The sequence below is a fragment of the Testudinibacter crocodili genome, from assembly GCF_006228025.1.
Lineage (GTDB): Bacteria > Pseudomonadota > Gammaproteobacteria > Enterobacterales > Pasteurellaceae > Chelonobacter.
The window spans coordinates 1-22,553 of the sequence record NZ_VDHF01000098.1 but is presented as its reverse complement, the minus strand read 5'-3'; the positions used below and the strand labels follow the sequence as shown (position 1 = coordinate 22,553).

Sequence of the window (22,553 nt, the reverse complement as noted above, 5' to 3'; positions counted from 1 at the left end):
TAGAATGACTAAACTTCACGACTTTTGCCTTATTTATTTGCAAAAAGAGTGGCGAAAAAGAGTCTATAGCTCAAATTATAAACAAAGATCAACAGACCCTATAACAGGAGAACTTTTTTATGGAATTAGTATTCATTCGTCACGGTTTCAGTGAGTGGAATGCCAAAAACTTATTCACCGGCTGGCGTGATGTCAACCTGACCGAACGTGGCATCGAAGAAGCCAAATCTGCCGGACAAAAATTGAAAACAGCCGGTTTCGAATTCGATATCGCATTCACTTCCGTGTTAACCCGTGCCATCAAAACCTGTAATATCGTGTTGGAAGAAGCCGATCAATTGTGGATTCCACAAGTCAAAAACTGGCGTTTGAACGAACGTCACTACGGTGAATTGCAAGGTCTGGATAAAAAAGCCACCGCAGAAAAATACGGTGACGAACAAGTTCACATCTGGCGCCGTTCGTATGACACTTTGCCACCGTTGTTGCCACAAGACGATCCAAATTCGGCACACAACGACCGCCGTTATGCCCATTTGCCAAGCGATGTGGTACCAGACGGTGAAAACCTGAAAGTAACTTTAGAACGTGTGTTGCCATTCTGGGAAGATCAAATCGCCCCTGCGTTATTGAGCGGTCAGCGTGTCTTGGTCACCGCACACGGCAACTCCTTGCGCGCCTTGGCAAAACACATTGAAGGCATTTCCGATGCAGATATTATGGATCTGGAAATTCCGACCGGTCAACCATTGGTATATCAATTAGATGATAATTTGAAAGTGGTTAAAAAATACTATCTGTAATTTAACCGAATAGCCCAATGCTAACCGCACTTGCTGATCTCATCGGTCAAAGTGCGGTTTTTTGTATACGTTGAGTGTGATTTGACAATATTTGTACAGTCTTGCCTAGTTTTATTTGGTTAAAGCAGGCAAGAGCGGTTATACTTACCGCTTACTTATTCATTCATTTATTTTTACGGACTGAGATTTCAATGGAAGATTTTATCCCTAAAGCTATTGAGTTTGCAGGCAATCACACAATCATGGTCGTGGCTTGGGTCGTGGTTTTCATCGGGGTGATCGTCACCTTTGCCAAATCGGCAACCTCTGCGGTCAAAGTGATCAATAATATGCAACTGACGCAATTGCTCAACAAAGAACACGGCGTGGTGGTTGATGTTCGCAGCAACGACGAATTCAAACGTGGACACATCATCGGCAGCGTACAAGCCCTGCCAAGTGAGATTAAAAATCACACTGCCAGTATTTTGGAGAAACATAAAGCCGTTCCGGTGATTGTGGTTGATGCCAGCGGATTAGGCTCTGAAGCTTTGGCAAATCAGCTGCACAAACAAGGTTTTGCACAGGTTTATAGCCTGAAAGAAGGCATCGGTGGTTGGCGCGCCGCTAATTTACCACTGGTGAAACACTAATTTTCTTTATTCTTAAAATTTTAAATCAGGGAGCTGAAAATGGCTGAAGAAAACACACAAGACGCAGTAAATAACGAAGAAGCCGTACAACCGACACTGCAAATCCAACGAATTTATGTTAAAGACGTTTCTTTCGAAGCGCCAAATCTACCAACGATTTTCCAACAAGAGTGGAAACCACAGTTAAAATTCGATTTAAATACCGAAACCATTGAACTGGCAGAAGGCTTATACGAAGTCTGCTTGAATCTAACCGTGGAAACCACCTTGGAAGACAGCAACGACATCGCTTTTATCTGTGAAGTCAAACAAGCCGGCGTATTCACCGTATTAGGCTTGGAAGGCGTACAGCTGGCGCACTGCCTGACCGCACAATGCCCGAACATGCTGTTCCCGTATGCACGTGAACTGATCTCCAGCTTAGTCAACCGTGGCACCTTCCCGGCGTTGAACCTGTCTCCGGTCAATTTTGATGCGCTGTTTATGCAACAATTGCAAGCACAGCAGGAAGCTGCGGAACAAGCCACCGAAACAACGCACTAAGCATTAATTTCTCTCAACATATAAAAATCGCAGGCAATTGTCTGCGATTTTGTTTTAGAATAGACGGACACTGCTGATAATTTTTTAGAATAAGGATTAGCATATGACCACCGCTCTGACCAATACCCCCATCACCGTGCTTGGTGCCGGTTCGTTCGGCACTTCATTAGCTATTGCGTTTTCGCGCAACGGCTACCCGACTTATCTGTGGGGGCACGATCAACACCATCTGCAACGTTTAGCAGACGAACGGCAAAACAGCCAATTCCTGCCGGATATTACCTTTCCCGATTCCTTGATTATCGAACCTAGCTTACGCAAAGCAATTCAGGCATCGCGCGATATTTTACTGGTGGTGCCGAGCCATGTGTTCGGCGATGTGATTGCTCAAATAAAACCATTGCTGAGAGATGACAGCCGCTTGATTTGGGCGACAAAAGGATTAGAAAGAGATAGCGGACGATTATTGCAAACAGTAGTCAAAGAACAACTTGGCAGCCACTATCCGTTAGCGGTGCTGTCTGGCCCAACCTTCGCCAAAGAGCTGGCAAACGGCTTGCCGACGGCAATCGCCTTAGCTTCCGATAATGCCCAATTTGCACGTGAAATACAAACCCGTATTCATTGCAGCAAACATTTTCGGGTATATATCAACAACGACATGATCGGTGTGCAGCTCGGTGGGGCGGTTAAAAACGTGATCGCCATCGGTGCCGGCATTTCCGACGGCATGGGCTTCGGTGCCAATGCACGTACCGCACTTATCACGCGTGGTATTGCCGAAATCACCCGCTTGGGGTTATCACTGGGCGCACAGCCGGAAACCTTTATGGGCATGGCTGGCTTGGGTGATTTGGTACTGACCTGTACCGACAATCAGTCGCGTAACCGCCGCTTTGGCTTAATGTTGGGGCAAGGTTTCAGCGCTCAGCAAGCATTGGATAATATCGGACAAGTGGTCGAAGGGTTTTACAACACCAAAGAGACACATCTGTTAGCACAACGCCAAGGGATCGAAATGCCGATCACCGAACAGATCTATCAAGTGCTGTTCTGCGGCAAAGATGCGCGTGATGCAGCATTGACACTGCTGGGGCGTGAACGTAAAGAAGAATATAGCAAAGAGTGAGAATTATGACCGAAATGTCTCCGCAAAAACTGCTGGATTTATGGCTATCGATCCGCAATGAAGCCAAAGAATTGGTGGACAACGAACCAATGTTGGCCAGTTTTTTCCATGCCACCATTTTGAAACACTACGATCTCGGCTTGGCACTGAGCTATATTTTAGCCAACAAGCTCTCGAATCCGATTATGCCGGCGATTGCACTGAAAGAGATTATTGAAGAGGCCTATCAAAATCATCCTGACCTGATTGCCTATGCCGCCAGCGACCTGCTCGCCGTGCGTGAACGCGATCCGGCTGTGCAGATGTTCTCCACGCCGCTGTTGTATTTGAAGGGCTACCACGCACTGCAAAGCTACCGTATCACCCACTACTTGTGGCAAGTGGGGCGCAAAGCCTTGGCAATTTACCTGCAAAACCAGATCTCAGTGGCGTTTGACGTCGATATCCACCCTGCGGCACGGATCGGCAAAGGGATTATGCTCGATCACGCCACCGGCATTGTGGTCGGCGAAACCGCCGTGATTGAAGACGACGTCTCGATTCTGCAAGGGGTTACGCTCGGCGGAACCGGCAAAGAGTGCGGCGACCGCCATCCGAAAGTGCGCGAAGGCGTAATGATCGGCGCAGGGGCAAAAATTCTCGGCAATATCGAAGTCGGACGCTTCGCCAAGATCGGCGCAGGCTCGGTGGTGCTACAGGCTGTGCCTGACTATGCGACTGCGGCTGGCGTACCCGCCAAAATCATCGCGCAACAACAAAAAACTAAACCCTCATTTGAAATGGATCAGTATTTTGACGATTGCGCTGAACAATCGGAATACGAATTTCGGAATATTTAAGCCCTAAAGAGCGGTTGACCGTCATGGCTAGCCAAACGCTCTTTTTAGCGATTACGCTAACAGCCCAAACGCATAACGCGCCAAGCTGAACGCAATCAGCCACATAATACAGCCGATAACAAAATCCAACACACGCCAAGTGGCAAGACGTTTGAACAGCGGAATCAGCAGTCTGGCGCCGTAGCCTAAGCCGAAAAACCATAAAGCGGAGGCAAAAATTGCGCCGATTAAAAATTCCAGTTTTTGTTCAAACAGCAGGGTCGAGGCGATGCCGCCGATAATCACTACGGTGTCGAGATAAACATGCGGATTGAGCAGGGTTAAGCCCAAGGTAATCAACACGGTTTTGACCGCACTTTGCGACGATGATCCCGTTTGATCAAGGCTTAAACCGCTGCTGCCCTGATACGCACTGCGAAACGCTCTGGCGCCATACACCAGCAAGAACAGTGCACCGACTACCGCCAACGCCAAGGTTGCGCTTGGGCTTTGCCCGATGAGGCTGCCCAAGCCCATTACACCGATGCAGATCAAGATAAAATCACACACAAAACAGGTGAGCGACACCCAGAAAATATGCCGTTGCAGTAAACCTTGCTTCAGCACAAATGCATTTTGTGCGCCGATTGCCACAATCAAACTACCGGAAACCAAGAATCCTTGAATAAGTTGTTCCATATTAAGCCACTTTTTTATAGGTTGATATTCGGATTAACCGCATTGGCAAAACCCAACTGCCGCCAGGCTTCATATACCGTCACCGCCACCGCATTGGACAAATTCATGCTGCGGCTGTTCGCCACCATCGGCAAACGGATTTTTTGTGCCAACGGCAGGCTGTCTAAAATTGGGCGTGGAATGCCACGGGTTTCCGGCCCGAACATCAAAAAATCGCCCGGTTGATAATGCACTTCGGCATGATTCGGCCCGCCTTTGGTGGTTAACGCAAACAGCCGTTGTGGTTGTGCCTGTTGCATAAACACCTCGAATGACGGATATTTTTTAATTTCGGCAAATTCGTGGTAATCCAAGCCAGAACGACGCAATTTTTTATCGTCCCAAGCAAAGCCCAACGGTTCGATCAAATGCAAGCGAAAACCGCAGTTGGCGCATAAACGGATGATATTACCACTGTTTTGCGGAATTTCCGGCTCGTATAATACAATGTCTAACATAATCTCAATTCATCTAATTCAAAAACAGAGGCAAACTATACCACTCTCGCCTATTTAAACAAGTGCTGAAAGTGCGGTTAAAATTGGATAGAATGCCCTATTCCAAGCAAAAAAAGAGAACAATTATGCCTGAATTACCCGAAGTCGAAACCACCCTGCGCGGCATTGCGCCGTTTGTGTTGGGGCAACAAATTGAGCAAATTCGTGTTCACCGCAGCAAATTGCGCTGGGAAGTCAGCCCCGAACTCAGCGAGTTTTACAACGTGCGTATCACTGGCTTGCAGCGCCGTGCCAAATATCTGATTATCGAAACCGAGCAGGGTTATATTGTCGGACATCTAGGGATGTCGGGATCGTTACGGATTGTGGATATAGATGATGAAAGTGCGGTGCGGGATAAACACGATCATCTGGAATTTATTTTCACCAACGGTAAGATTTTGCGTTATAACGATCCACGCCGTTTCGGCGCTTGGCTATGGGCGGAAACCTTAGCCGATTTTCCGCTGTTCGCCAAGCTCGGCCCCGAACCGCTGTCCGAGGAGTTTAATGCCGATTATTTTTGGCAAAAAAGCCGCAATAAAAATACCCCGATCAAATCGTTTGTGATGAACAATGCGGTGGTGGTCGGTGTTGGCAATATTTACGCCAACGAAACCCTGTTTTTATGCGGCATTCACCCGCTCACGCCACCGAGTAAATTGACCCGTGCACAATGCGAACAACTGGTCGAGCAAATTAAGTTGGTATTAAAAGAAGCTATCCGTCAAGGCGGCACATCGTTGAAAGATTTTATTCAACCGGACGGTCGCCCCGGCTATTTTGCACAACAGTTGTATGTCTATGGCAAAGCCGGCGAACCTTGCCCGACTTGCGGCACCAAAATCGAAAGTGCGGTCATTGGGCAACGGAATAGTTTTTATTGTCCGAGATGTCAGGGGTTGTAACGGTAAGAAACAGATCTGTACAACCCGAGGTGTATGCAAGTTATTCGAGATTACGGATGAATCAACTCTGTTGGGGCTGTGGAATACCGCACTTTTCCTTCGCCCCTTGTGGGAGAAGGACAGATTTTTGCTTCGTTCAGAAGCGAAAATCAGGATGAGGGGTAAAGTGTGGTGCAGTGTACCGAGCTCTCCCCCTCATCCGCCCTTCGGGCACCTTTTCCCATCAAGGGAGAAGGAAATAATGTGCTGTAACTGAATTGAGCGTAGTCGTTAGAATTCCTTCGCCCTTGTGAGAGAAAAAAAGGTGGGATACAGCCCAAAGTGTAAACGATGTCATCGGTTAATATGTAAAGGATGTTCGGGTTGTACCTATCAACTCATTCCCAACACTCCTTTCATCTGCGCAATCACCTGTTGCGCCTGAATTTGTTGCATCAAATCTTTGCCTTTGGTGCGGGTCGCCCAAGGCAGTTCGGCAGATGGTTTGCCGTATTGCGCCTGAATATTTTGTTCATACACCGACACGACATTCGCCAGATTGTTATACGGTGCGGTGCGCAGCGGGTTGTGCACCGCATATAACCCAATCACCGGTGTGCCTTGCATGGTTGCCATATGCGCCGGACCTGAATCCGGTGAAATCAGCAAATCCACTTGACCGATCAATGCTATCAATTGTAATAACGAGGTTTTACCGACCACATTAGTCAACGCAATACCGCACTTTTGCGCAATTTCAGCCGCCATCGCCATTTCGCGTGGCGCAGGGGAACCGGCGAGAATAACGTTGATGTTCTGTTCAGCAGCATAACGAGCCACCGCCACATACCCCTCGACCGTCCAATCTTTTTCCGCTTTACTGGAACAAGGGCAAATCAGCAGATTTTTTCGGCTCGGATCAATCAGACTGCTGGCATACTCCCGATCTGCCGCCGCCAGTGGAATATCCCAACGAGGTGGGCTGGACGGCACGCCGATGGCTTGCGCAAACGCCAGAAATCCGTCCAAAACATGGGGATTTTGCGGCTCGCTGATGGTGCGGTTGGTAAACAACCACTGCCCTTCACGCGCCCGTTTTTTCGCAAACCCAATTTTATACTTAGCTTTAATTCCTAGCGATAACACCGAGGCTCGAAGTGCGGTCTGCATATTCAGCAAGGCATCAAAACGCTGATTTTTCAATTGCTTCCAAATCGCTAACACGCCGCGCCAACCGCACTTTTTATCAAACACCACAGTTTTCACCTTTGGCAACACCGACACCAGCTGTGCTTCGGTTTTGCCGACAATCCAAGTGATTTCAGTGGCCGGATAGTAGCGTTGAATCTGCTGTACCATGGCAATCGCATTGCACACATCACCAATCGCCGAGAGGCGCAAGATACAAATTTTTTCAGGAGCTTGGGTAAAAAGCGGTTGTTTTGCCATAACTTTCTGCATAATTAAACGATTTTTGGTTGGGATTTGATTTATTCTAAAGTAAAATCGGAAAATTACCATGTTAATCTGCGGACAATACGATGGCTTACATTCAACACGGCAACCACTACTTTCTCCTGAATAGCGACACCGCACTAACGCCTGAACAACTGTTTGATATTGAATATTGGCAGCAGCAGCAACGAGTGATCGGGCAAGCTAAAGGGCGTGGGATCACTTGGTTTCTGCAGGCCGATGATTTGGATATCGGCAAAAATCTGGCACTGCGCCACTATTACCGCGGCGGCTGGTCGGCAAAATTCAACCGTGACCGCTACTTTGATTGTGCCTTGAAAAACAGCCGCAGCTTTACCGAATTCGAAATGCTGCGCCGACTGCACAAAGCCGGATTACCGGTGCCAGAGCCAATTGCAGCAAGGGTCATCAAAAAAACTATCGGTTACCAAGCGGATATTTTGTTGCAGAAAATCGAAAATGCACAGGATTTGACCGCACTTTTACAGCAACAAACTCTGAGCGAGCCACAATGGCAGGAGATTGGTGGCTTGATTCGGCAGATGCACGATCTGCAAGTCTGCCACCGTGATTTAAACGCACACAATATTTTGTTGCAGCAGCAGGGGCTGCACAAATTTTGGCTGATTGATTTTGATAAGTGTGATTTTCTCAGTGGTGATAATTGGAAAGCCGATAATTTGGCACGGCTGCACCGCTCTTTTCTCAAAGAGGTCGGGCGGATGCAGATTCAATTCAGCGAACAGAATTGGCAACAGCTACTCACCGGTTATCATTTTTAAGCTTTCACGTCTAGGGTCTGTTGATGTTTGGCGTGTTTTTGCTGCAACGCCTGATATACCACTTGTGGCACAAGGGCTTGGGTATCGCCGCCGTGCAAACTGATTTCACGGATCATGGTCGAGGAAACATATGACCAACGATCGGACGGTGGAAAGAATAGGCTTTCCACACCATGGGTCAGCAAGCGGTTTAAATGCGACAGTTGCAGCTCATATTCAAAATCCGCCACTGCCCGCACACCGCGAATAATCGCCTTGACCTGATATTGCTTAATCACCTCGGCCAGTAAACCAGAAAAACCGATTACTTCAACATTTGTTAAATGTCGGCATGATTGCCGCACCAGTTCAATCCGCTGTTCCAGCTCAAACAGCGGCTTTTTACTGGGGCTCGCCGCCACCGCCACAATAATTTTAGGGAACAGCAACGCACTGCGCTCAATGATATCCAGATGTCCGTTGGTAATCGGATCAAATGTGCCGGGGTAGATCACGCTGGTTTGCATCTTCAACATCCTATTTTTCCAGATAAGGGCGCAATAATAGCATCAAACGATCCAGTGCGCCGCGATTTTCCACTAATACCTGATAGCCTGCTTCGCCATAGCGTTGTGCCAGTGTTGGTGTTGACAGTAACCCATCGACTTCCGCTGCCAACGCCTCGCTTTGACTCTCGATTTCAATCACACCGTTCACCGTTCGCAACGCGCTGAACACCTCTGGAAAATTAAAAGTGTGTTTACCAGAGATTACCGGCAGTTTAAACGCCAACGGTTCCAGCGGATTGTGTCCGCCAATCGGCAATAAGCTACCGCCGACAAAAGCGATATCGCTGATGCCATACATCAACATCAGCTCGCCCATTGAATCAATCAACATCACTTGCGTTTCTGCACTTGGCGCTTGCTGCGCCGAACGCCGTACCGCACTTAGCCCCAATTTCTCAATGAGGTCATATACGGCTTGAAAACGTTCCGGGTGGCGTGGCACCAGCAGCAGCAATAAATCGGGATAGTGTTGCAACAAAGTGCGGTGCGCTTGCAAGATAATGTCATCTTCATCCTGATGGGTGCTGGCGGCAATCCACACTGGACGCTTGCTTGGCAGCCATGTTTGGCGTAGTTCTGCGATTTGTTGCAGTAATACTGTACTGAGACTTAAATCATACTTTAGATTGCCCATCACACTCAGACGTGATTTGTCATAATCCAAACTCAGATATCGGCTGGCGCTAATGCTGTCCTGCGCGGCAATATGTGTAATTTGCGACAACATCCGGTGCACAATTTTTTTCAATTTGCCGTAACGCGTTGCCGAGCGAGCCGATAAGCGAGCATTGGCAATCACTAACGGAATATTACGTTTTGCTAACTGACCAATAAAGTTCGGCCACAATTCGGTTTCCATCACAATGCAGAGCTTCGGCTGCACAAAACGTATAAAGCGTGCCATCGCAGTCGGGGTGTCGTAAGGGAGATAAACATGTGTCACACGCTTACCAAAGACCGATTTCACCCGCTCCAAACCAGTCGGTGTCACCGTGGTAATCGTCAGCGCCAACTGCGGATATTCAGCCAAAATCGTATTCACCAGCGGCTGCGCCGCCATCACTTCGCCAACGGACGCCGCATGAATCAACACCCCATTTGGCTGTGGCGCAACATTTTTCCTGCTGTAGATGCCATAGCGTTCAGGTAACCGCTGCCGATATGCTGGGGATTTACGGCTACGGAAAAGGGTGAACAGCAGGATGAAGGGCTGAATGAGATAAATTAAGATGTTATAAAGTAAAAAAAACATAATGCCTCATTTGGTCATATAACAATGCTATGTGCGTTTATTTGCCAATAAGGCATTTTGCCCTAACACCGTTAAACGGTATTTTTGTGTTGGACTACGAGGTGAATCAGGTTCCGTCATCTCGACCAAGCCAGCAGCTACCGCCGGTTTCAAATAATTGTCCATAAATGTCGGGCGATGTAGTAAAGATAATGTTTGTAATAGCATTTTTGTACTGAGTGGCTGAGCAGCTAATGCCTCTAACAAAGCAAGAGTTGTCGCACTTACCTGATTATTTACTTGTTCGGTTACTTGTTCGGTTACTTGTTCGGTTACTTGTTCAAACCCCTGATGTATCGGCAAACGAATTAAAAAATAGCTACGATCATCATCAGTTTCGAATTCAGGTGGTGGCGAACCATTTTGCTGCATCATGCGCAATATTTTGGGAATTCCCGTCGATCGCCCCTCAGTGAGTTCCAATTCCTTCAAAAACTCTCCAATCCGACGATTACGATAGCGGCGGCTCACAGCATTTCCTGATTGAAGATCTTGCAGCCGAATAGCACGATCTGGACCAGGAAAGCTCAATACCACTAAGGCTTGCCGATCAATCCGAATTTCGATCGGCTCACGAATTTGATAAGAGCGATGATACACCGCATTGACCACAGCTTCTTCTATTGCCGCAAACGGAAAATTCCAAAAACGCTCAACTTCTGCTTGGTGTGCAAGCTTTATCACGCCCTCTTTGATATAGTTGCTCTGAATGTAGGCTAGAGCATCCCGAGTAATACGCCCGAGAGGACCTTTGAAAATTTTTTCTTCAAAACGATCACCGCCAACCCCATCAGGAAAATAAACAATATCAATCTGCGTTGCCGGAAAAAATTGCTCTGGATGAGGATTAAAAAAAAGCAAGCCGACATTTTTTGGTAGCACCATTTCACTCGGTCCACCCACGATATTCATTCTGCGCGCCAGTGTTTCCAACTCAAAAAATTGAGCCTCACTCGCTAATTCACTGTTGACTTCTTCAAGAAAATCTCGCATCAAACGGGGGGAAAGATCGTCCAACGTTGCTGTCTGACGATAACGATCATCAAATGGCACACTGGCTGCTAACCCCAATAACTCTCGCTCATCCTCACCGAAAGCTTTTACAGTACTCGTGTGTTTACGCAGGTAATAGCCCCAATCACTTTTTTTATCACTCAAACTGAGCTTGGCACGATAAGGGCGCATTTCACCACCTGGTGCCCATAACACCAGAATGGTTTTACCTTGAATTTCATAGGTTGCTGTCAGTGGATGATAATGTGGGAAGATCGCTGAATATCCTAGATTTAGCAATTCTTTTTGAATTGAATCAATTTGTTGCGGCAATAAGCCAACTGGTGGCAACTGAGGCTGCCCCTGTTGCTCATCAAGCCCGATCAAAATATATCCGCCGCCGATATTATGAAAGTCATTGGCAAAGGCGCAAAGGGTATGCAAAATCGCCTCGGGATTCCAACCCGCTTTATATTCAATGCGTTCACTTTCAACCGTACGTTGATGAAGCAAATCATTAATATTGATAGGTAACTTTGTTAGCATAAGCCCTTAATTTAATCCATTAATTCGGTAGAATGATTTAAAAATTGTGCTACACCATTTTCGCAAGTTGTTAATTTTTGCTCAATGACATTTTTTAACAAACGGTCATTTCCCGGCAGGGCATCACGCTCGGCTTCATTGTGCCATAGGTGATAAGCAATCGCAGCAAAGCGAATATCTTTGCGTTTTACACCATTGTTAAATAAGCGTGCCACAAATTCACTGTCTTCACGCCCCCAGCCGACAAAATCATTATTAAAGCCATTTACCGCCAGGGCATCTTCACGGAAAAATGCCATATTGCAGCCCCGAATCCCTTTGTAATAATCACGCTTTTCTTTATGTAAAATCGAATTTAACCATGGCAAATGACAAGCGGAAAGGCGTTTTTCCAAGCGCTTTTCAATCCCTTTTTGATACCATTTAATCTGTGGATAATTCATCGGTTGCTGTAAAATTTCAACAGTTTTTTGCTGTGGTAACACCACGCGACTGCCTTGCATAAACACACCTTTTTTGGCAGCCTTTAAGTGATCTTGAATAAACTGAGGGTGCATCACCATATCACCGTCAATCACCACAATATAATCTGCCGTGGCTTGTGCCAATGCACGATTTCGGGACTCAGCCAGTTTAAAACCGGTATCCGGTTGCCAACTGTGAATTAACGGAATAGGAAATTGTGCTTGATATTGTTCAATCACCGTTTTGGTTTCGTCCGTCGAACCGTCATCAGCGATAATCACTTCTTTTGGCAACGTTTTTTGCACCAAGACAGATTGTAAAACCGCACTTAGTGCGTCTGGGCGGTTATAGGTGGTGATAATCAATGACGCTTGCAAGCGTTGATTCGCTTCCATCAATTTAATGTATTTATAATATGCCCCCATTGCATTGGCACAGGCGATGACAAAACCGTCTTGCCCGTCTAGAAATCCTTTTTTCAGCAGATAATTTTTAATAAATGCCGATATTCCGTGTGTGATTGCACTGAATACTGAAGCACGTTTTTTAAATTTATTTTGCTCTGCAAACAGTGTGGTGTAGTGCTGCATTTTATTGATCAACGCACTGGCACCGTCAAAAGAGTAGTGCAAAAAATGCTGCTTTAATTTAACTAATTCAACATTTTGTGGAATCGCTAAAGATTCATGTACTTGCTTATCATTGAACGCGACTAAAGTGCGGTTATACAGCCGTTTGACATAATCTGGATACCAACCACAGGTTTTGATCACATTGCCACGATAATGGTTCAAGCGCAAAATAGCGTATGCTTTATTAGCCTCCGTTAAATCCAGGGTTTTAAGCTCCTCGATAAGCGCTTCAGGAAAAATTTCATCGCTATCAATATTGATAATCCAATCATGTTTTGCTTGTTGTGCTGCCAAATTTTTGAGCGGACCAAAACCGATAAACGGCGAATGATAAACCACCACATTGTCAAAGCGCTGCGCAATCGTCAAGGTACTGTCTGTCGAGCCGTTATCCAGCAGCAACACTTCATCAAAATCCGTCAGGGCGGTCAGGACTTGTGATAAATATTTTTCTGAATTTTTCACCAGCATCGTGACGGTGATGGGGAGTTTTTTAGTCATTTGCTTAACTCTGTATATTAAAAATTTATTGGCGACGATATTCATAATAATAAAACGTATTTCTACTCAAACAACCACTCTTTTCTAATATCCTCAGGATTAATTTCATTAATATTATCCTGATAGCAAACTATATGCGTTGCTTCCTCACTTTTAGGTCCCCAGTTTGCCAAACCAAGATCATGGCGGTGATAAAATGCAATAATTTTTTTATTGAATCCGGAAGCAATATGAATCACCGATGTATCTGGTGATATTACCAAATTGGCATGGCGAATAAGCTCGATACTCTGATAAATCGATGTGGTATTTTCATATAAATACACGTTATTATCCGATTTTATAATTTCTTTCAACATCGGTGTTACTGCCGGATAAGTCAATACTACAATTTTTCTATCGGCAACTTTCGCTCTCAAATCTGCCAATATCAAACGGATCTTCTCCGCAACAAATTTACGCGATCTCGGCGCACCAAAAAAATTAATTGCAATATAATCAGTTAATTGATTTTTTTCTAAAAATTGCGATATCTCAATCACACTTTGCGGATCCGATGGAATATCATACTGTGTATTGATATTATCCAGTCCCAAATACGTTAATGCCGTTTGATAAACCTCAGAAAAATGTAGCCGTTGGTCATCGATATTCAAATTAAACAGGCGATAATCTTGCTTAAGGTAACCGATATTGATTCTGGCGTTAATCAATCGAATCAGCAACAGATCACGATTGCGCACAAATACTGTCGGATCAATTAACGCATCGTACCGCACTTTGCGCAGTTTCAATCCGGTTTTAAAATAATCAATAATATTTTTCTTTTTCACCTGATAAATATGATCAATATGTGGATTTTTAATAAACAGGCTGTCATCGCTGCACACTACGCCGATGTCAAGATTCGGGTTGTATTTTTTCAATTCGCGAAAAACAAACGAGCTAACAATATAATCGCCAATTTTTCCGTCTTGACGCAGGAATAGTACGCTTTTTAACTCGATGTTATCAGGCATAGATTTAGTTTTGTCTAGGATCCATTTGCCTAATGCAATACGCCATTGGCGCAATTGATATTTTATTTTTTTCATCTTTGTATCAAATCAATCGTTCTTACAAAAAAGCCCGCATTGCGGGCTTTTAATAGATTAGAGAAACTTATTTTTTCTCAACTTGTTCTTTCAAGGTTTGGATACCTTGTGCCGCTTCCAGCAATTTAGTCGTTGCTTGTTGTTGCAAGGTCACCAGCGCTTGTTGCTGTTCTGCGGTTGGTGGGGTGACAACGTAAGTGGCTGAATCTGTCATTAATTTGATGAAATCATCAAAACCGGAAGTAAATTTGCCTTGCAAGGCTTTGGCTTCAGCTGTTTTGATTTTTAAGCCTTCAACACTGGCTTTGATTTCTTTATATTTATCTGCAATTTTGTTGAAGATTACCGCTTGATCTTCTGGTGTTGCCGCACTCATCAGCTCGGTTTGGAATTTTTGAATTTCAGCTAAATTGCCGTTTTGTTCGGTTGCGGCGTCAAAAGCTTGCAAATCTGCTTTTAAATCAGCATTTTTGTCACCACAAGCGACAACCGCCAATGCAACAAATACGAAAGTGAAAAATTGATAAAAACGTTTCATGGAATAATCCTCTAAATAAATAAAAAGTGATGCTCTTGCCGCACAGTTCTTTTGAAAAAGGCTCAAGATTTGGCTAGTTTACGACCTTTATTTGTTGAGGTAAAGCAATTGTCTGTTTTTGCTATGACTTAGGCTGTGCTCTCATCAACTGAATAATACAGTTTGCCAATTTCAATTTTTTGTCTACCTGTCGCTTCACGCCATTTGTTGGTATCACGCAACGAATAGACGCAACCGCAATACTCTTGTTGGTAAAAACGTTCACGCTTGCTGATCTCGATCATCCGTTGCGAACCACCGCCTTTGCGCCAATTGTAGTCCCAATATTCGACATCGTCATATTTTTCTGCCGCACGGTGTCCGCAACCGTTGATTTGATTCATGTCTTTCCAACGGGAAATGCCCAGACAGCTAGTGAACACCGGAAAGCCGTTTTCATGGGCATATTCCGCCGCTTTTTCAAAACGCATATCAAAACACATGGTGCAACGAATGCCTCGTTCCGGTTCGTCTTCCATACCTTTGGCACGATCGAACCAGTTTTGGCGATCATAATCGGCATCGATAAACGGAATATTAAATTTTTCGGCGAAGCGGATATTTTCCTCTTTGCGGATCAAATACTCTTTCAGCGGGTGAATGTTCGGGTTGTAAAAATAAATGGTAAATTCAATGCCCGATGCCAAAATCGCTTCCATCACTTCGCCAGAGCAAGGCGCACAGCAGGAATGCAACAGCAGTTTGTTGTGTCCGTTTGGCAATGCCAAGTTAGGACGTACAAACGGTGCTTTCTCTTTTTGTTTCCGTCGTTTGGCACGCACAGATACAAAGTGCGGTTCAGTGGTTGGTGCCGTTTCGCAGACCGCACTTTTGGTGTTTAAGTCTAATTTAGTCATCATATTTTTTATTAATAAGTGCGGTCAACAGAAAGATATGCCAACGCAATCAGTGCTTGTTTGTAATCGCTTTCGGGCAGTGGTGCCAGCGCAGTCACCGCTTTTTGCGCTTCATCGCGTGCTTTTTGCATTGCATAGTCTAAAGAGCCGTGTTGTTGCATGGCAGCTAACACTTGCGGCAGCTGATCGCGCCCGTTGCCGTTTTCGATCACAGCACGGATCATCGTTTGTTGTTCCGCATCACCGTGTTGCATGGTGTGTAATAACGGCAATGTCGGTTTGCCTTCAGCTAAGTCATCACCAATATTTTTGCCCAATGCCTGTTGATCGGCGCTGTAATCCAACACATCATCCACCAATTGAAACGCAGTGCCGAGATAACGCCCGTAATCAGCCAGCGCCTGTTCAATCTTTTCATTCGCTTGGGTGACAATCGCTGCACATTGCGTTGCGGCTTCAAACAGGCGTGCCGTTTTGCTGTAGATCACCTGCATATAGCTTTGCTCAGTGGTGTTAGGATCATTACAATTCATCAGCTGCAACACTTCCCCTTCGGCGATCACATTGGTGGCATCCGACATGATCTTCAGGATCTTCAACGAGTCCAAGGACGTCATCAATTGAAACGCGCGGGTATAGATAAAATCCCCGACCAAGACACTCGCCGCATTGCCGAACAACGCATTGGCAGTCTCTTTTCCGCGACGCATATCCGATTCATCCACCACATCATCATGCAACAACGTTGCCGTGTGAATAAATTCGATAAAGGTCGCTGTAGTGATGTGCGCCGTACCTTGATACCCCAACGCCCGCGCTGCCAAAATGGCGATCATCGGGCGAATGCGTTTGCCGCCGCCGCTGATAATATAGTGTCCCAATTGATTAATCAGCACCACATCTGAATTCATCTGTGCCAAAATCAGCGCATTGACGGCGTGCATGTCTTCAGCGCAAAGTGTCTGGATCTTTTTTAGATCGAAGGGTTGATATCCTGTCATGATTTCAAACTTGCCACATCAATAATTATTTCGGAAAGCCGCATTGTACCCGAATTTATCGAATTTCTAAAATCAATCCTGCACAAGGATCAAATATTTTAAACTTATCCAAAATAGTTGCTTGCTATCAGACAATTTTTTGCGTAAAATCCGCACCCTATTTATATGAATTTTGATTGTGCCATATGATATAAACAGGCAATTCGTTTATTCGGCACATATTTTAGCGGAGTTTTTTCTATGTACGCGGTTTTCCAAAGTGGCGGTAAACAACACAGAGTGAGCGCAGGTCAAGTTGTTCGTTTAGAGAAACTTGAAGTAGCAACTGGTGAAACGGTTGAGTTCGATTCAGTGTTGATGGTCGTCAACGGTGAAGATGTAAAAATTGGTGCCCCATTAGTTGATGGCGGTAAAGTAGTGGCTGAAGTCGTGGCACACGGTCGTGGCGATAAAATTAAAATCGTTAAGTTCCGTCGTCGTAAACACAGTCGTAAACAACAAGGTCACCGTCAGTGGTTCACAGAAGTGAAAATCACTGGCATCAGTGCCTAATTTAGAGGAGATCGAAAATGGCTCATAAGAAAGCTGGTGGTTCCACTCGCAACGGTCGTGACTCTGAAAGTAAACGTCTTGGTGTTAAACGCTTTGGCGGTGAATCAGTATTAGCCGGTAGCATTATTGTTCGTCAACGTGGTACTAAATTCCACGCTGGCACTAATGTTGGACTTGGTCGTGATCATACTCTGTTTGCAACGGCAAACGGTAAAGTTAAATTTGAAGTGAAAGGCGACAAAAATCGCAAATACGTAAGTATTATCGCTGACTAATTTAATTTCAGAGTTGAAGAACCCCGCACTTTTATAGCGCGGGGTTTTTTATTAGCATTTTTATTAGGTAAAAAGTGCGGTAAGATTGATACAACACAATTGGACACAACGGAAAAGATGAAGAAATCAGTCAGTGGTTTTTTGTTTGCCTTAACCACAGCAGTTTGCTGGGGTATGGTGCCGTTGGCATTAAAACCGATTTTACGTTTTATGGATAGCAGCACCATTGTTTGGTACCGCTTTTCGGTAGCTGCTGTCGGCTTGCTGATCATTTTAAAATTTTTAGATAAATTACCGCAGGCGAAACTGCTGCTGAGCCCGCGTTTTCGCTGGCTAACGATTATTGGTATCGCTGCACTCAGCGGCAATTTTTTACTGTTCAACACCTCGTTAAACTATTTAGATCCGGCGGTGACACAAGTGATTGCGCAAGTCTCCCCCTTTTTAATGATGATAGCAAGTGCGGTTTTCTTGAAAGAATTGATTGGCCCGACACAAAAAATCGGTGCAGTTTTATTAGTTATCGGCTTGCTGCTGTTTTTTAACGAACGCTTAGCAGAATTACTGACCAGTATGACGGCCTACACCAAAGGGGTATTACTCAGCCTATCTGCTGCACTGATTTGGGTTGGTTACGGCTTGGCACAGAAACTGATGCTGCGCCGTTTCAATTCCCAACAAATTTTACTGATATTTTATACCGGCAGCGCCCTATTGTTCACACCGATGGCAGAGGTTGGTAGCGTCAGTCGTCTGCCGCTGCTAGAGTTGTTTTGTTTGGCATTTTGTTGTTTAAATACACTAGTTGCTTACGGCTGTTATGCCGAAGCGATCAACCGTTGGGAAGTGTCGAAAGTCAGCGCGATCATTACGCTGACCCCGCTGTTTACGATTTTATTTTCAGAGATCGCCTATCTGGCCGCACCCCACGCTTTTACGTTGCCAGATTTAAACCTATTATCGTATATCGGTGCTTGTGTGGTGGTTACCGGTGCCCTATGCTCGGCAATCGGGCATACTTTTTTATTTCGTCGTCTCAAGAAATCACGATGAAATAACGTGATAAAGAGTCAGACGAACAGGAGAAACAGATGAAATTTATTGATGAGGCGTTAATTCGCATTGAAGCTGGCGACGGCGGCAACGGCTGTGTCAGCTTCCGCCGTGAAAAATATGTGCCAAAAGGCGGCCCTGACGGTGGTGACGGTGGTGATGGCGGCGATGTGTATTTAGTTGCCGATGAAAACCTAAATACGCTAATCGATTACCGTTTCGAGAAACGTTTTGCGGCTGAACGCGGTGAGAACGGACGCAGCGCCAATTGTACCGGACATCGAGGCAAAGATATCACGCTGCGTGTGCCGGTCGGAACTCGGGCAATCGACCACGACACCCAAGAAACGGTTGGTGATCTCACCCAGCACGGCATGAAACTGTTAGTAGCCAAAGGCGGTTACCACGGTTTGGGCAATACTCGCTTTAAGTCCTCGATCAATCGTGCGCCACGTCAAAAAACAAACGGTACGGCTGGTGAAAAACGCGATTTGCAACTGGAATTAATGTTGTTGGCTGATGTAGGCATGTTGGGACTACCCAATGCCGGTAAATCCACCTTTATCCGCGCGGTTTCTGCCGCCAAGCCAAAAGTGGCGGATTATCCGTTTACCACGCTCGTTCCGAGCCTAGGCGTTGCCAGAGTGGACGCTAACCGCAGTTTTGTGATTGCTGACATTCCCGGTCTAATCGAAGGGGCTTCCGACGGTGCCGGCCTGGGGATTCGTTTTCTGAAGCATTTGGAACGCTGCCGCGTGTTAATTCATTTAGTCGATTTGAACCCGATCGATCAAAGCGATCCGGCGGATAATATCGCCATTATTGAATCCGAACTGTATCAATATAGTGAAGCGCTGGCTGAAAAACCACGCTGGTTGGTGTTCAATAAAATCGATACCTTAAGCGACGAAGAGTCCGCAGCACGAGCCGCTGAAATTGTCGAGCGTGTAGGCTGGCAGGAAGATTACTACCTGATTTCAGCTGTCACCGGCAAAAATGTTCAGGCGCTGTGCCGGGATATTATGCAATTTATCGAGGATAATCCACGCGAAACTGTAGCAGCCGAAGCAGAAACAGAAGAAGTAAAATTTAAATGGGATGACTACCATCAACAACAAATCGCCGCCCACAGTGACGACAGCGAAGATGACGATTGGGATGATGACTGGTCAGAAGACGATGAAGAAGGCGTAGAGACTATCTACAAACCTTAATTCTGACTGAAGTGAGCTCCACCTAAGTTTCATAGAAACCGCACTTTGCCTTTTTGAATAATTATTTAGGCAAAGTGCGGTTTTAGCTTTTAATTCTTTTAATTCAATATTGACGTGACTGCCAGCACCCACACAATGCTGCTTACAGGTCCGAGTAGCCCCATCGAGACGCCACCTAGCCTGAATTCAGACTGCTTGATCAAGCCGGTACTAAAAGCAATCGCATTTGGTGGCGTCGACACCGGTAGCAGTAGTGCACAAGAAGCACTTAATGCAATGATTAAAGGCAAGGTTGCTGGGCTGAAATCGCCACTGGAAATGCTCATCAAAGACAGCGCAATAGGGACTAAAATAGTGGTTGCCGCCGTATTACTCATAAAATTAGACAACAATACAGTAATAAAGCCAAACAGCAACATCAACAAATAGAAATTAATTTGTACGCCACTCAACTTATCCACAAAATGCGCCGCTAGCTCCTGCTCCTGAATCGCCATTCCCAGTGCTAAACCACCAGCCACCAACATTAAGGTGTCCCACGGCAAAGCCCGCACATCATCGGCATCCAAGATACCCAGCATAGTAAGCGCGACAATCGGAATGCCTGATACCGCTGCAATCGGAATACCAAACCATTTAGAGGTCAGCCAGAAGAATAGTGTTATGCCCAACACCACCATCATAATATTTTTCTGCAGTCGAAGCTCCTTATTGCTCAATTGATCACTATGCTCTACAGTTGGCAATGCAAATTGAACCGTCATCTCCTCACGCCCCACACGATAGCGGCGCAGCAAAATTCGCCAAAAAATATATAACAGCAATAACGCAATCGGTACGCCGATGACCATCCACTCTAAAAACGAAATACTAATCCCAACCGCTTCCAAAGCGCCAACAGCAATCGCATTGGGTGCCGAACCGATGATCGTACCCATACCACCAATAGAAGCCGCCGTTGGAATTCCCAACAGCAAGGCGCGAGAAAAATTGGATTTTTTATCTAGCGAAGCAAAAATCGGGCTAACCGTTGCGATCATCATCGCAGTCGTTGCGGTATTACTCATTAACATTGAAATAACTGCCGTGGTCAGCATCAATCCCAACAAAATAAATTCTGGTTTCTTGCCAAATTTAGGTAATAAAATCCCAAGCAACGCTTCATCTAAACGGGTTTTCTTCATTCCCTCCGCCAAAAAGAAACCGCCCAAGAAAAGCCAAATCACCCCATCAGACCAGGTTTGTACATAGCGCATCGCATGCTGGTTTTCATCGGTGCCCATCACCACCACCAGATAGCCAATCACCAATATTCCTACAGAAAACGGTGGAATAGCTTCGGTAATCCATAGTGCAATAGCCAAAAAAAGTAACAACAATACTAAGTTTTGGGTTTGAGTAAAGCTAGGGTCGGACAACCAATACATCATGCCCAAACCAAAAAGAATGGAGAGTAAAAACTGAATAACCTTGCTCTGTCTTGCCATTGCAAAAGGATAGAGACTCAGTTTTTTGAGAGAGTAAGCGCGCGAATCTGCCATAGAAAACGTCCATAAAATCAATCAGTACCCTTGATTCTAGGCAAAAAAGCACATGTAAGACAAATCATCCGGAGTCAAATTGTTACTCACCTCACAGATTATTTTCTGAAACAACAATTAGCTAGCAAGGTATTAACGAGAATGTCACAACATAATGCATAAAGAATAACTTACAGTCAAACACAGCCCAACAAAAAAGCCTCCCGAAGGAGGCTTAATCATATGCTTTGGCGAACCGCACTTTACAGTACAACAACATCCACAGCGGCTGGACCACGTTGAGAATCTTGAACGTTGAATTCTACACGCGCACCTTCTTCTAAAGTTCTGTAGTTGTCACCAACGATACCAGAGAAGTGAACGAATAAGTCTTTACCACCGTTTGACGGAGTAATGAAGCCGAAGCCTTTAGTTGAGTTGAACCATTTTACAGAGCCCGTTAATTTAGACATGCTGTCATCCTTAATCAATAATTTTAAATAAAGTTGCTTGAAAATAAGCTGTTTGCTAACACTTGAACTTAGATAGAGATTGGTATTCAAAGACTTTCAGGAAAACAAAATAAAATTTGTATTAAGGAAGTGCAGGAAATATCGAACTTAAATAAACCTCGTCTAGCTGTGGGCATTAGAACACGATTATCGGCGGATAACAAGCGATTTATGACTTTATTTTCGGAAAGTTCATGAATAATAGCACTTTTAATCACACATTAATTCAAAGCACGATGATTCAAAAATAGATAAATGGCACGCCCTACAGGATTCGAACCTGTGACCTACGGCTTAGAAGGCCGTTGCTCTATCCAGCTGAGCTAAGGGCGCACGGTTATTGCATCATTAGTTGGATATATCAATAAGGGAAGAAAGAAGTGGTCGGCGAGATAGGATTTGAACCTACGACCCACTGGTCCCAAACCAGTTGCGCTACCAAGCTGCGCTACTCGCCGACAAGTAGCGTGCATTATAAGAGCCTAAAATTTTTCGTCAATCACTTTTTATCTTTTTTAGTTCAATCGCTTATTTTTTAACGAATTTCCTCTTACAATCCCCGCTTTTTTCTGCCAAAATAACCTAATTCGTTAGAGTATTATTAGGGTCTGTTGATC

General features: G+C 45.2%; 24 protein-coding genes and 2 tRNA genes. 11 read left to right on the top strand and 15 right to left on the bottom strand.

Annotated features, from left to right (window positions below; translation table 11 throughout):
- Window positions 1–119: 119 nt before the first annotated feature.
- The 5 genes from FHQ23_RS10415 (at window position 120) to cysE (ending at window position 3,946) form a co-directional block, all read left to right on the top strand.
- Window positions 120–803: a 2,3-diphosphoglycerate-dependent phosphoglycerate mutase gene (locus FHQ23_RS10415; protein ID WP_132968109.1), complete on the top strand. Its 684-nt coding sequence runs from the start codon at window positions 120–122 to the stop codon at window positions 801–803.
- 191 nt (window positions 804–994) lie between these two features.
- Window positions 995–1,435 carry a rhodanese-like domain-containing protein gene (locus tag FHQ23_RS10410; RefSeq protein WP_139614262.1) on the top strand — a complete coding sequence of 147 codons (441 nt, stop codon included), beginning with the start codon at window positions 995–997 and terminating at the stop codon, window positions 1,433–1,435.
- 39 nt (window positions 1,436–1,474) lie between these two features.
- Window positions 1,475–1,978: a protein-export chaperone SecB gene (gene secB, locus FHQ23_RS10405; protein ID WP_139614261.1), complete on the top strand. Its 504-nt coding sequence runs from the start codon at window positions 1,475–1,477 to the stop codon at window positions 1,976–1,978.
- 103 nt (window positions 1,979–2,081) lie between these two features.
- Window positions 2,082–3,107, top strand: coding sequence for an NAD(P)H-dependent glycerol-3-phosphate dehydrogenase (gene gpsA, locus FHQ23_RS10400; RefSeq protein WP_139614260.1), 1,026 nt, complete (start codon window positions 2,082–2,084; stop codon window positions 3,105–3,107).
- 14 nt (window positions 3,108–3,121) lie between these two features.
- Window positions 3,122–3,946: a serine O-acetyltransferase gene (gene cysE, locus FHQ23_RS10395; protein WP_139614265.1), complete on the top strand. Its 825-nt coding sequence runs from the start codon at window positions 3,122–3,124 to the stop codon at window positions 3,944–3,946.
- 51 nt (window positions 3,947–3,997) lie between these two features.
- Here cysE and FHQ23_RS10390 read toward each other — a convergent pair whose 3' ends face one another.
- Window positions 3,998–4,624 (bottom strand): LysE/ArgO family amino acid transporter, encoded by a 627-nt coding sequence (locus tag FHQ23_RS10390; protein WP_139614259.1) that lies wholly within the window; start codon window positions 4,622–4,624, stop codon window positions 3,998–4,000.
- A gap of 14 nt (window positions 4,625–4,638) precedes the next feature.
- A complete protein-coding gene (gene trmL / locus FHQ23_RS10385; protein ID WP_139614258.1) occupies window positions 4,639–5,121 on the bottom strand; it encodes a tRNA (uridine(34)/cytosine(34)/5-carboxymethylaminomethyluridine(34)-2'-O)-methyltransferase TrmL in 483 nt (160 codons plus the stop codon).
- 125 nt (window positions 5,122–5,246) lie between these two features.
- Here trmL and mutM point away from each other — a divergent pair, with 125 nt between their 5' ends.
- Entirely contained in the window at window positions 5,247–6,068 is an 822-nt protein-coding gene (mutM, locus tag FHQ23_RS10380; RefSeq protein WP_139614257.1) for a bifunctional DNA-formamidopyrimidine glycosylase/DNA-(apurinic or apyrimidinic site) lyase, read from the top strand.
- Between the two features lie 372 nt (window positions 6,069–6,440).
- On the opposite strand, the gene FHQ23_RS10375 is transcribed toward mutM, so the two are convergent.
- Window positions 6,441–7,496 carry a glycosyltransferase family 9 protein gene (locus tag FHQ23_RS10375; protein ID WP_139614256.1) on the bottom strand — a complete coding sequence of 352 codons (1,056 nt, stop codon included), beginning with the start codon at window positions 7,494–7,496 and terminating at the stop codon, window positions 6,441–6,443.
- A gap of 92 nt (window positions 7,497–7,588) precedes the next feature.
- Here FHQ23_RS10375 and FHQ23_RS10370 point away from each other — a divergent pair, with 92 nt between their 5' ends.
- On the top strand, window positions 7,589–8,305 hold the full coding sequence (locus tag FHQ23_RS10370; RefSeq protein ID WP_139614255.1) for a 3-deoxy-D-manno-octulosonic acid kinase: 717 nt from the start codon (window positions 7,589–7,591) through the stop codon (window positions 8,303–8,305).
- Here the strand turns inward: FHQ23_RS10370 and coaD are convergent.
- The 8 genes from coaD to ispB all read right to left on the bottom strand — a co-directional run bounded on the left by coaD (window position 8,302) and on the right by ispB (window position 16,810).
- Window positions 8,302–8,811, bottom strand: coding sequence for a pantetheine-phosphate adenylyltransferase (coaD, locus tag FHQ23_RS10365; RefSeq protein ID WP_139614264.1), 510 nt, complete (start codon window positions 8,809–8,811; stop codon window positions 8,302–8,304). The genes FHQ23_RS10370 and coaD overlap by 4 nt on opposite strands.
- Window positions 8,812–8,821: 10 nt before the next feature.
- Window positions 8,822–10,105: a lipid IV(A) 3-deoxy-D-manno-octulosonic acid transferase gene (gene waaA, locus FHQ23_RS10360; RefSeq protein WP_139614254.1), complete on the bottom strand. Its 1,284-nt coding sequence runs from the start codon at window positions 10,103–10,105 to the stop codon at window positions 8,822–8,824.
- Window positions 10,106–10,132: 27 nt separating this feature from the next.
- A complete protein-coding gene (locus FHQ23_RS10355) occupies window positions 10,133–11,683 on the bottom strand; it encodes an RNA/DNA-binding domain-containing protein (protein ID WP_139614253.1) in 1,551 nt (516 codons plus the stop codon).
- Between the two features lie 11 nt (window positions 11,684–11,694).
- The gene (locus FHQ23_RS10350) at window positions 11,695–13,281 is read right to left on the bottom strand and encodes a glycosyltransferase family 2 protein (protein ID WP_139614252.1); all 1,587 of its coding nucleotides are present in this window, start codon (window positions 13,279–13,281) and stop codon (window positions 11,695–11,697) included.
- Window positions 13,282–13,343: 62 nt separating this feature from the next.
- Entirely contained in the window at window positions 13,344–14,375 is a 1,032-nt protein-coding gene (locus FHQ23_RS10345; protein ID WP_139614251.1) for a glycosyltransferase family 9 protein, read from the bottom strand.
- 67 nt (window positions 14,376–14,442) lie between these two features.
- Window positions 14,443–14,913 (bottom strand): PM1805 family lipoprotein, encoded by a 471-nt coding sequence (locus FHQ23_RS10340; RefSeq protein WP_139609398.1) that lies wholly within the window; start codon window positions 14,911–14,913, stop codon window positions 14,443–14,445.
- Between the two features lie 128 nt (window positions 14,914–15,041).
- Window positions 15,042–15,812 carry an epoxyqueuosine reductase QueH gene (locus tag FHQ23_RS10335; RefSeq protein WP_442805425.1) on the bottom strand — a complete coding sequence of 257 codons (771 nt, stop codon included), beginning with the start codon at window positions 15,810–15,812 and terminating at the stop codon, window positions 15,042–15,044.
- Between the two features lie 8 nt (window positions 15,813–15,820).
- The gene (gene ispB / locus FHQ23_RS10330; protein WP_139614250.1) at window positions 15,821–16,810 is read right to left on the bottom strand and encodes an octaprenyl diphosphate synthase; all 990 of its coding nucleotides are present in this window, start codon (window positions 16,808–16,810) and stop codon (window positions 15,821–15,823) included.
- A 240-nt stretch (window positions 16,811–17,050) separates the two neighbouring features.
- On the opposite strand from ispB, the gene rplU reads away from it, so the two are divergent.
- From rplU to cgtA, 4 genes are all read left to right on the top strand, one after another.
- Window positions 17,051–17,362: a 50S ribosomal protein L21 gene (rplU, locus tag FHQ23_RS10325; RefSeq protein WP_132968090.1), complete on the top strand. Its 312-nt coding sequence runs from the start codon at window positions 17,051–17,053 to the stop codon at window positions 17,360–17,362.
- Between the two features lie 17 nt (window positions 17,363–17,379).
- Window positions 17,380–17,637 carry a 50S ribosomal protein L27 gene (gene rpmA, locus FHQ23_RS10320; RefSeq protein ID WP_132968089.1) on the top strand — a complete coding sequence of 86 codons (258 nt, stop codon included), beginning with the start codon at window positions 17,380–17,382 and terminating at the stop codon, window positions 17,635–17,637.
- 117 nt (window positions 17,638–17,754) lie between these two features.
- Window positions 17,755–18,690 (top strand): DMT family transporter, encoded by a 936-nt coding sequence (locus FHQ23_RS10315; protein WP_139614249.1) that lies wholly within the window; start codon window positions 17,755–17,757, stop codon window positions 18,688–18,690.
- A gap of 38 nt (window positions 18,691–18,728) precedes the next feature.
- On the top strand, window positions 18,729–19,904 hold the full coding sequence (gene cgtA / locus FHQ23_RS10310) for an Obg family GTPase CgtA (RefSeq protein WP_139614248.1): 1,176 nt from the start codon (window positions 18,729–18,731) through the stop codon (window positions 19,902–19,904).
- A gap of 98 nt (window positions 19,905–20,002) precedes the next feature.
- Here the strand turns inward: cgtA and FHQ23_RS10305 are convergent, their stop codons facing one another.
- The 4 genes from FHQ23_RS10305 to FHQ23_RS10290 form a co-directional block, all read right to left on the bottom strand.
- Entirely contained in the window at window positions 20,003–21,334 is a 1,332-nt protein-coding gene (locus tag FHQ23_RS10305; protein ID WP_442805426.1) for an SLC13 family permease, read from the bottom strand.
- A gap of 353 nt (window positions 21,335–21,687) precedes the next feature.
- Window positions 21,688–21,897, bottom strand: a complete 210-nt coding sequence (gene cspE, locus FHQ23_RS10300; RefSeq protein ID WP_132968085.1) for a transcription antiterminator/RNA stability regulator CspE — start codon at window positions 21,895–21,897, stop codon at window positions 21,688–21,690.
- A gap of 295 nt (window positions 21,898–22,192) precedes the next feature.
- A tRNA-Arg gene (locus FHQ23_RS10295) sits at window positions 22,193–22,269 on the bottom strand.
- 48 nt (window positions 22,270–22,317) lie between these two features.
- Window positions 22,318–22,394, bottom strand: a tRNA-Pro gene (locus FHQ23_RS10290).
- Between the last annotated feature and the right edge of the window lie 159 nt (window positions 22,395–22,553).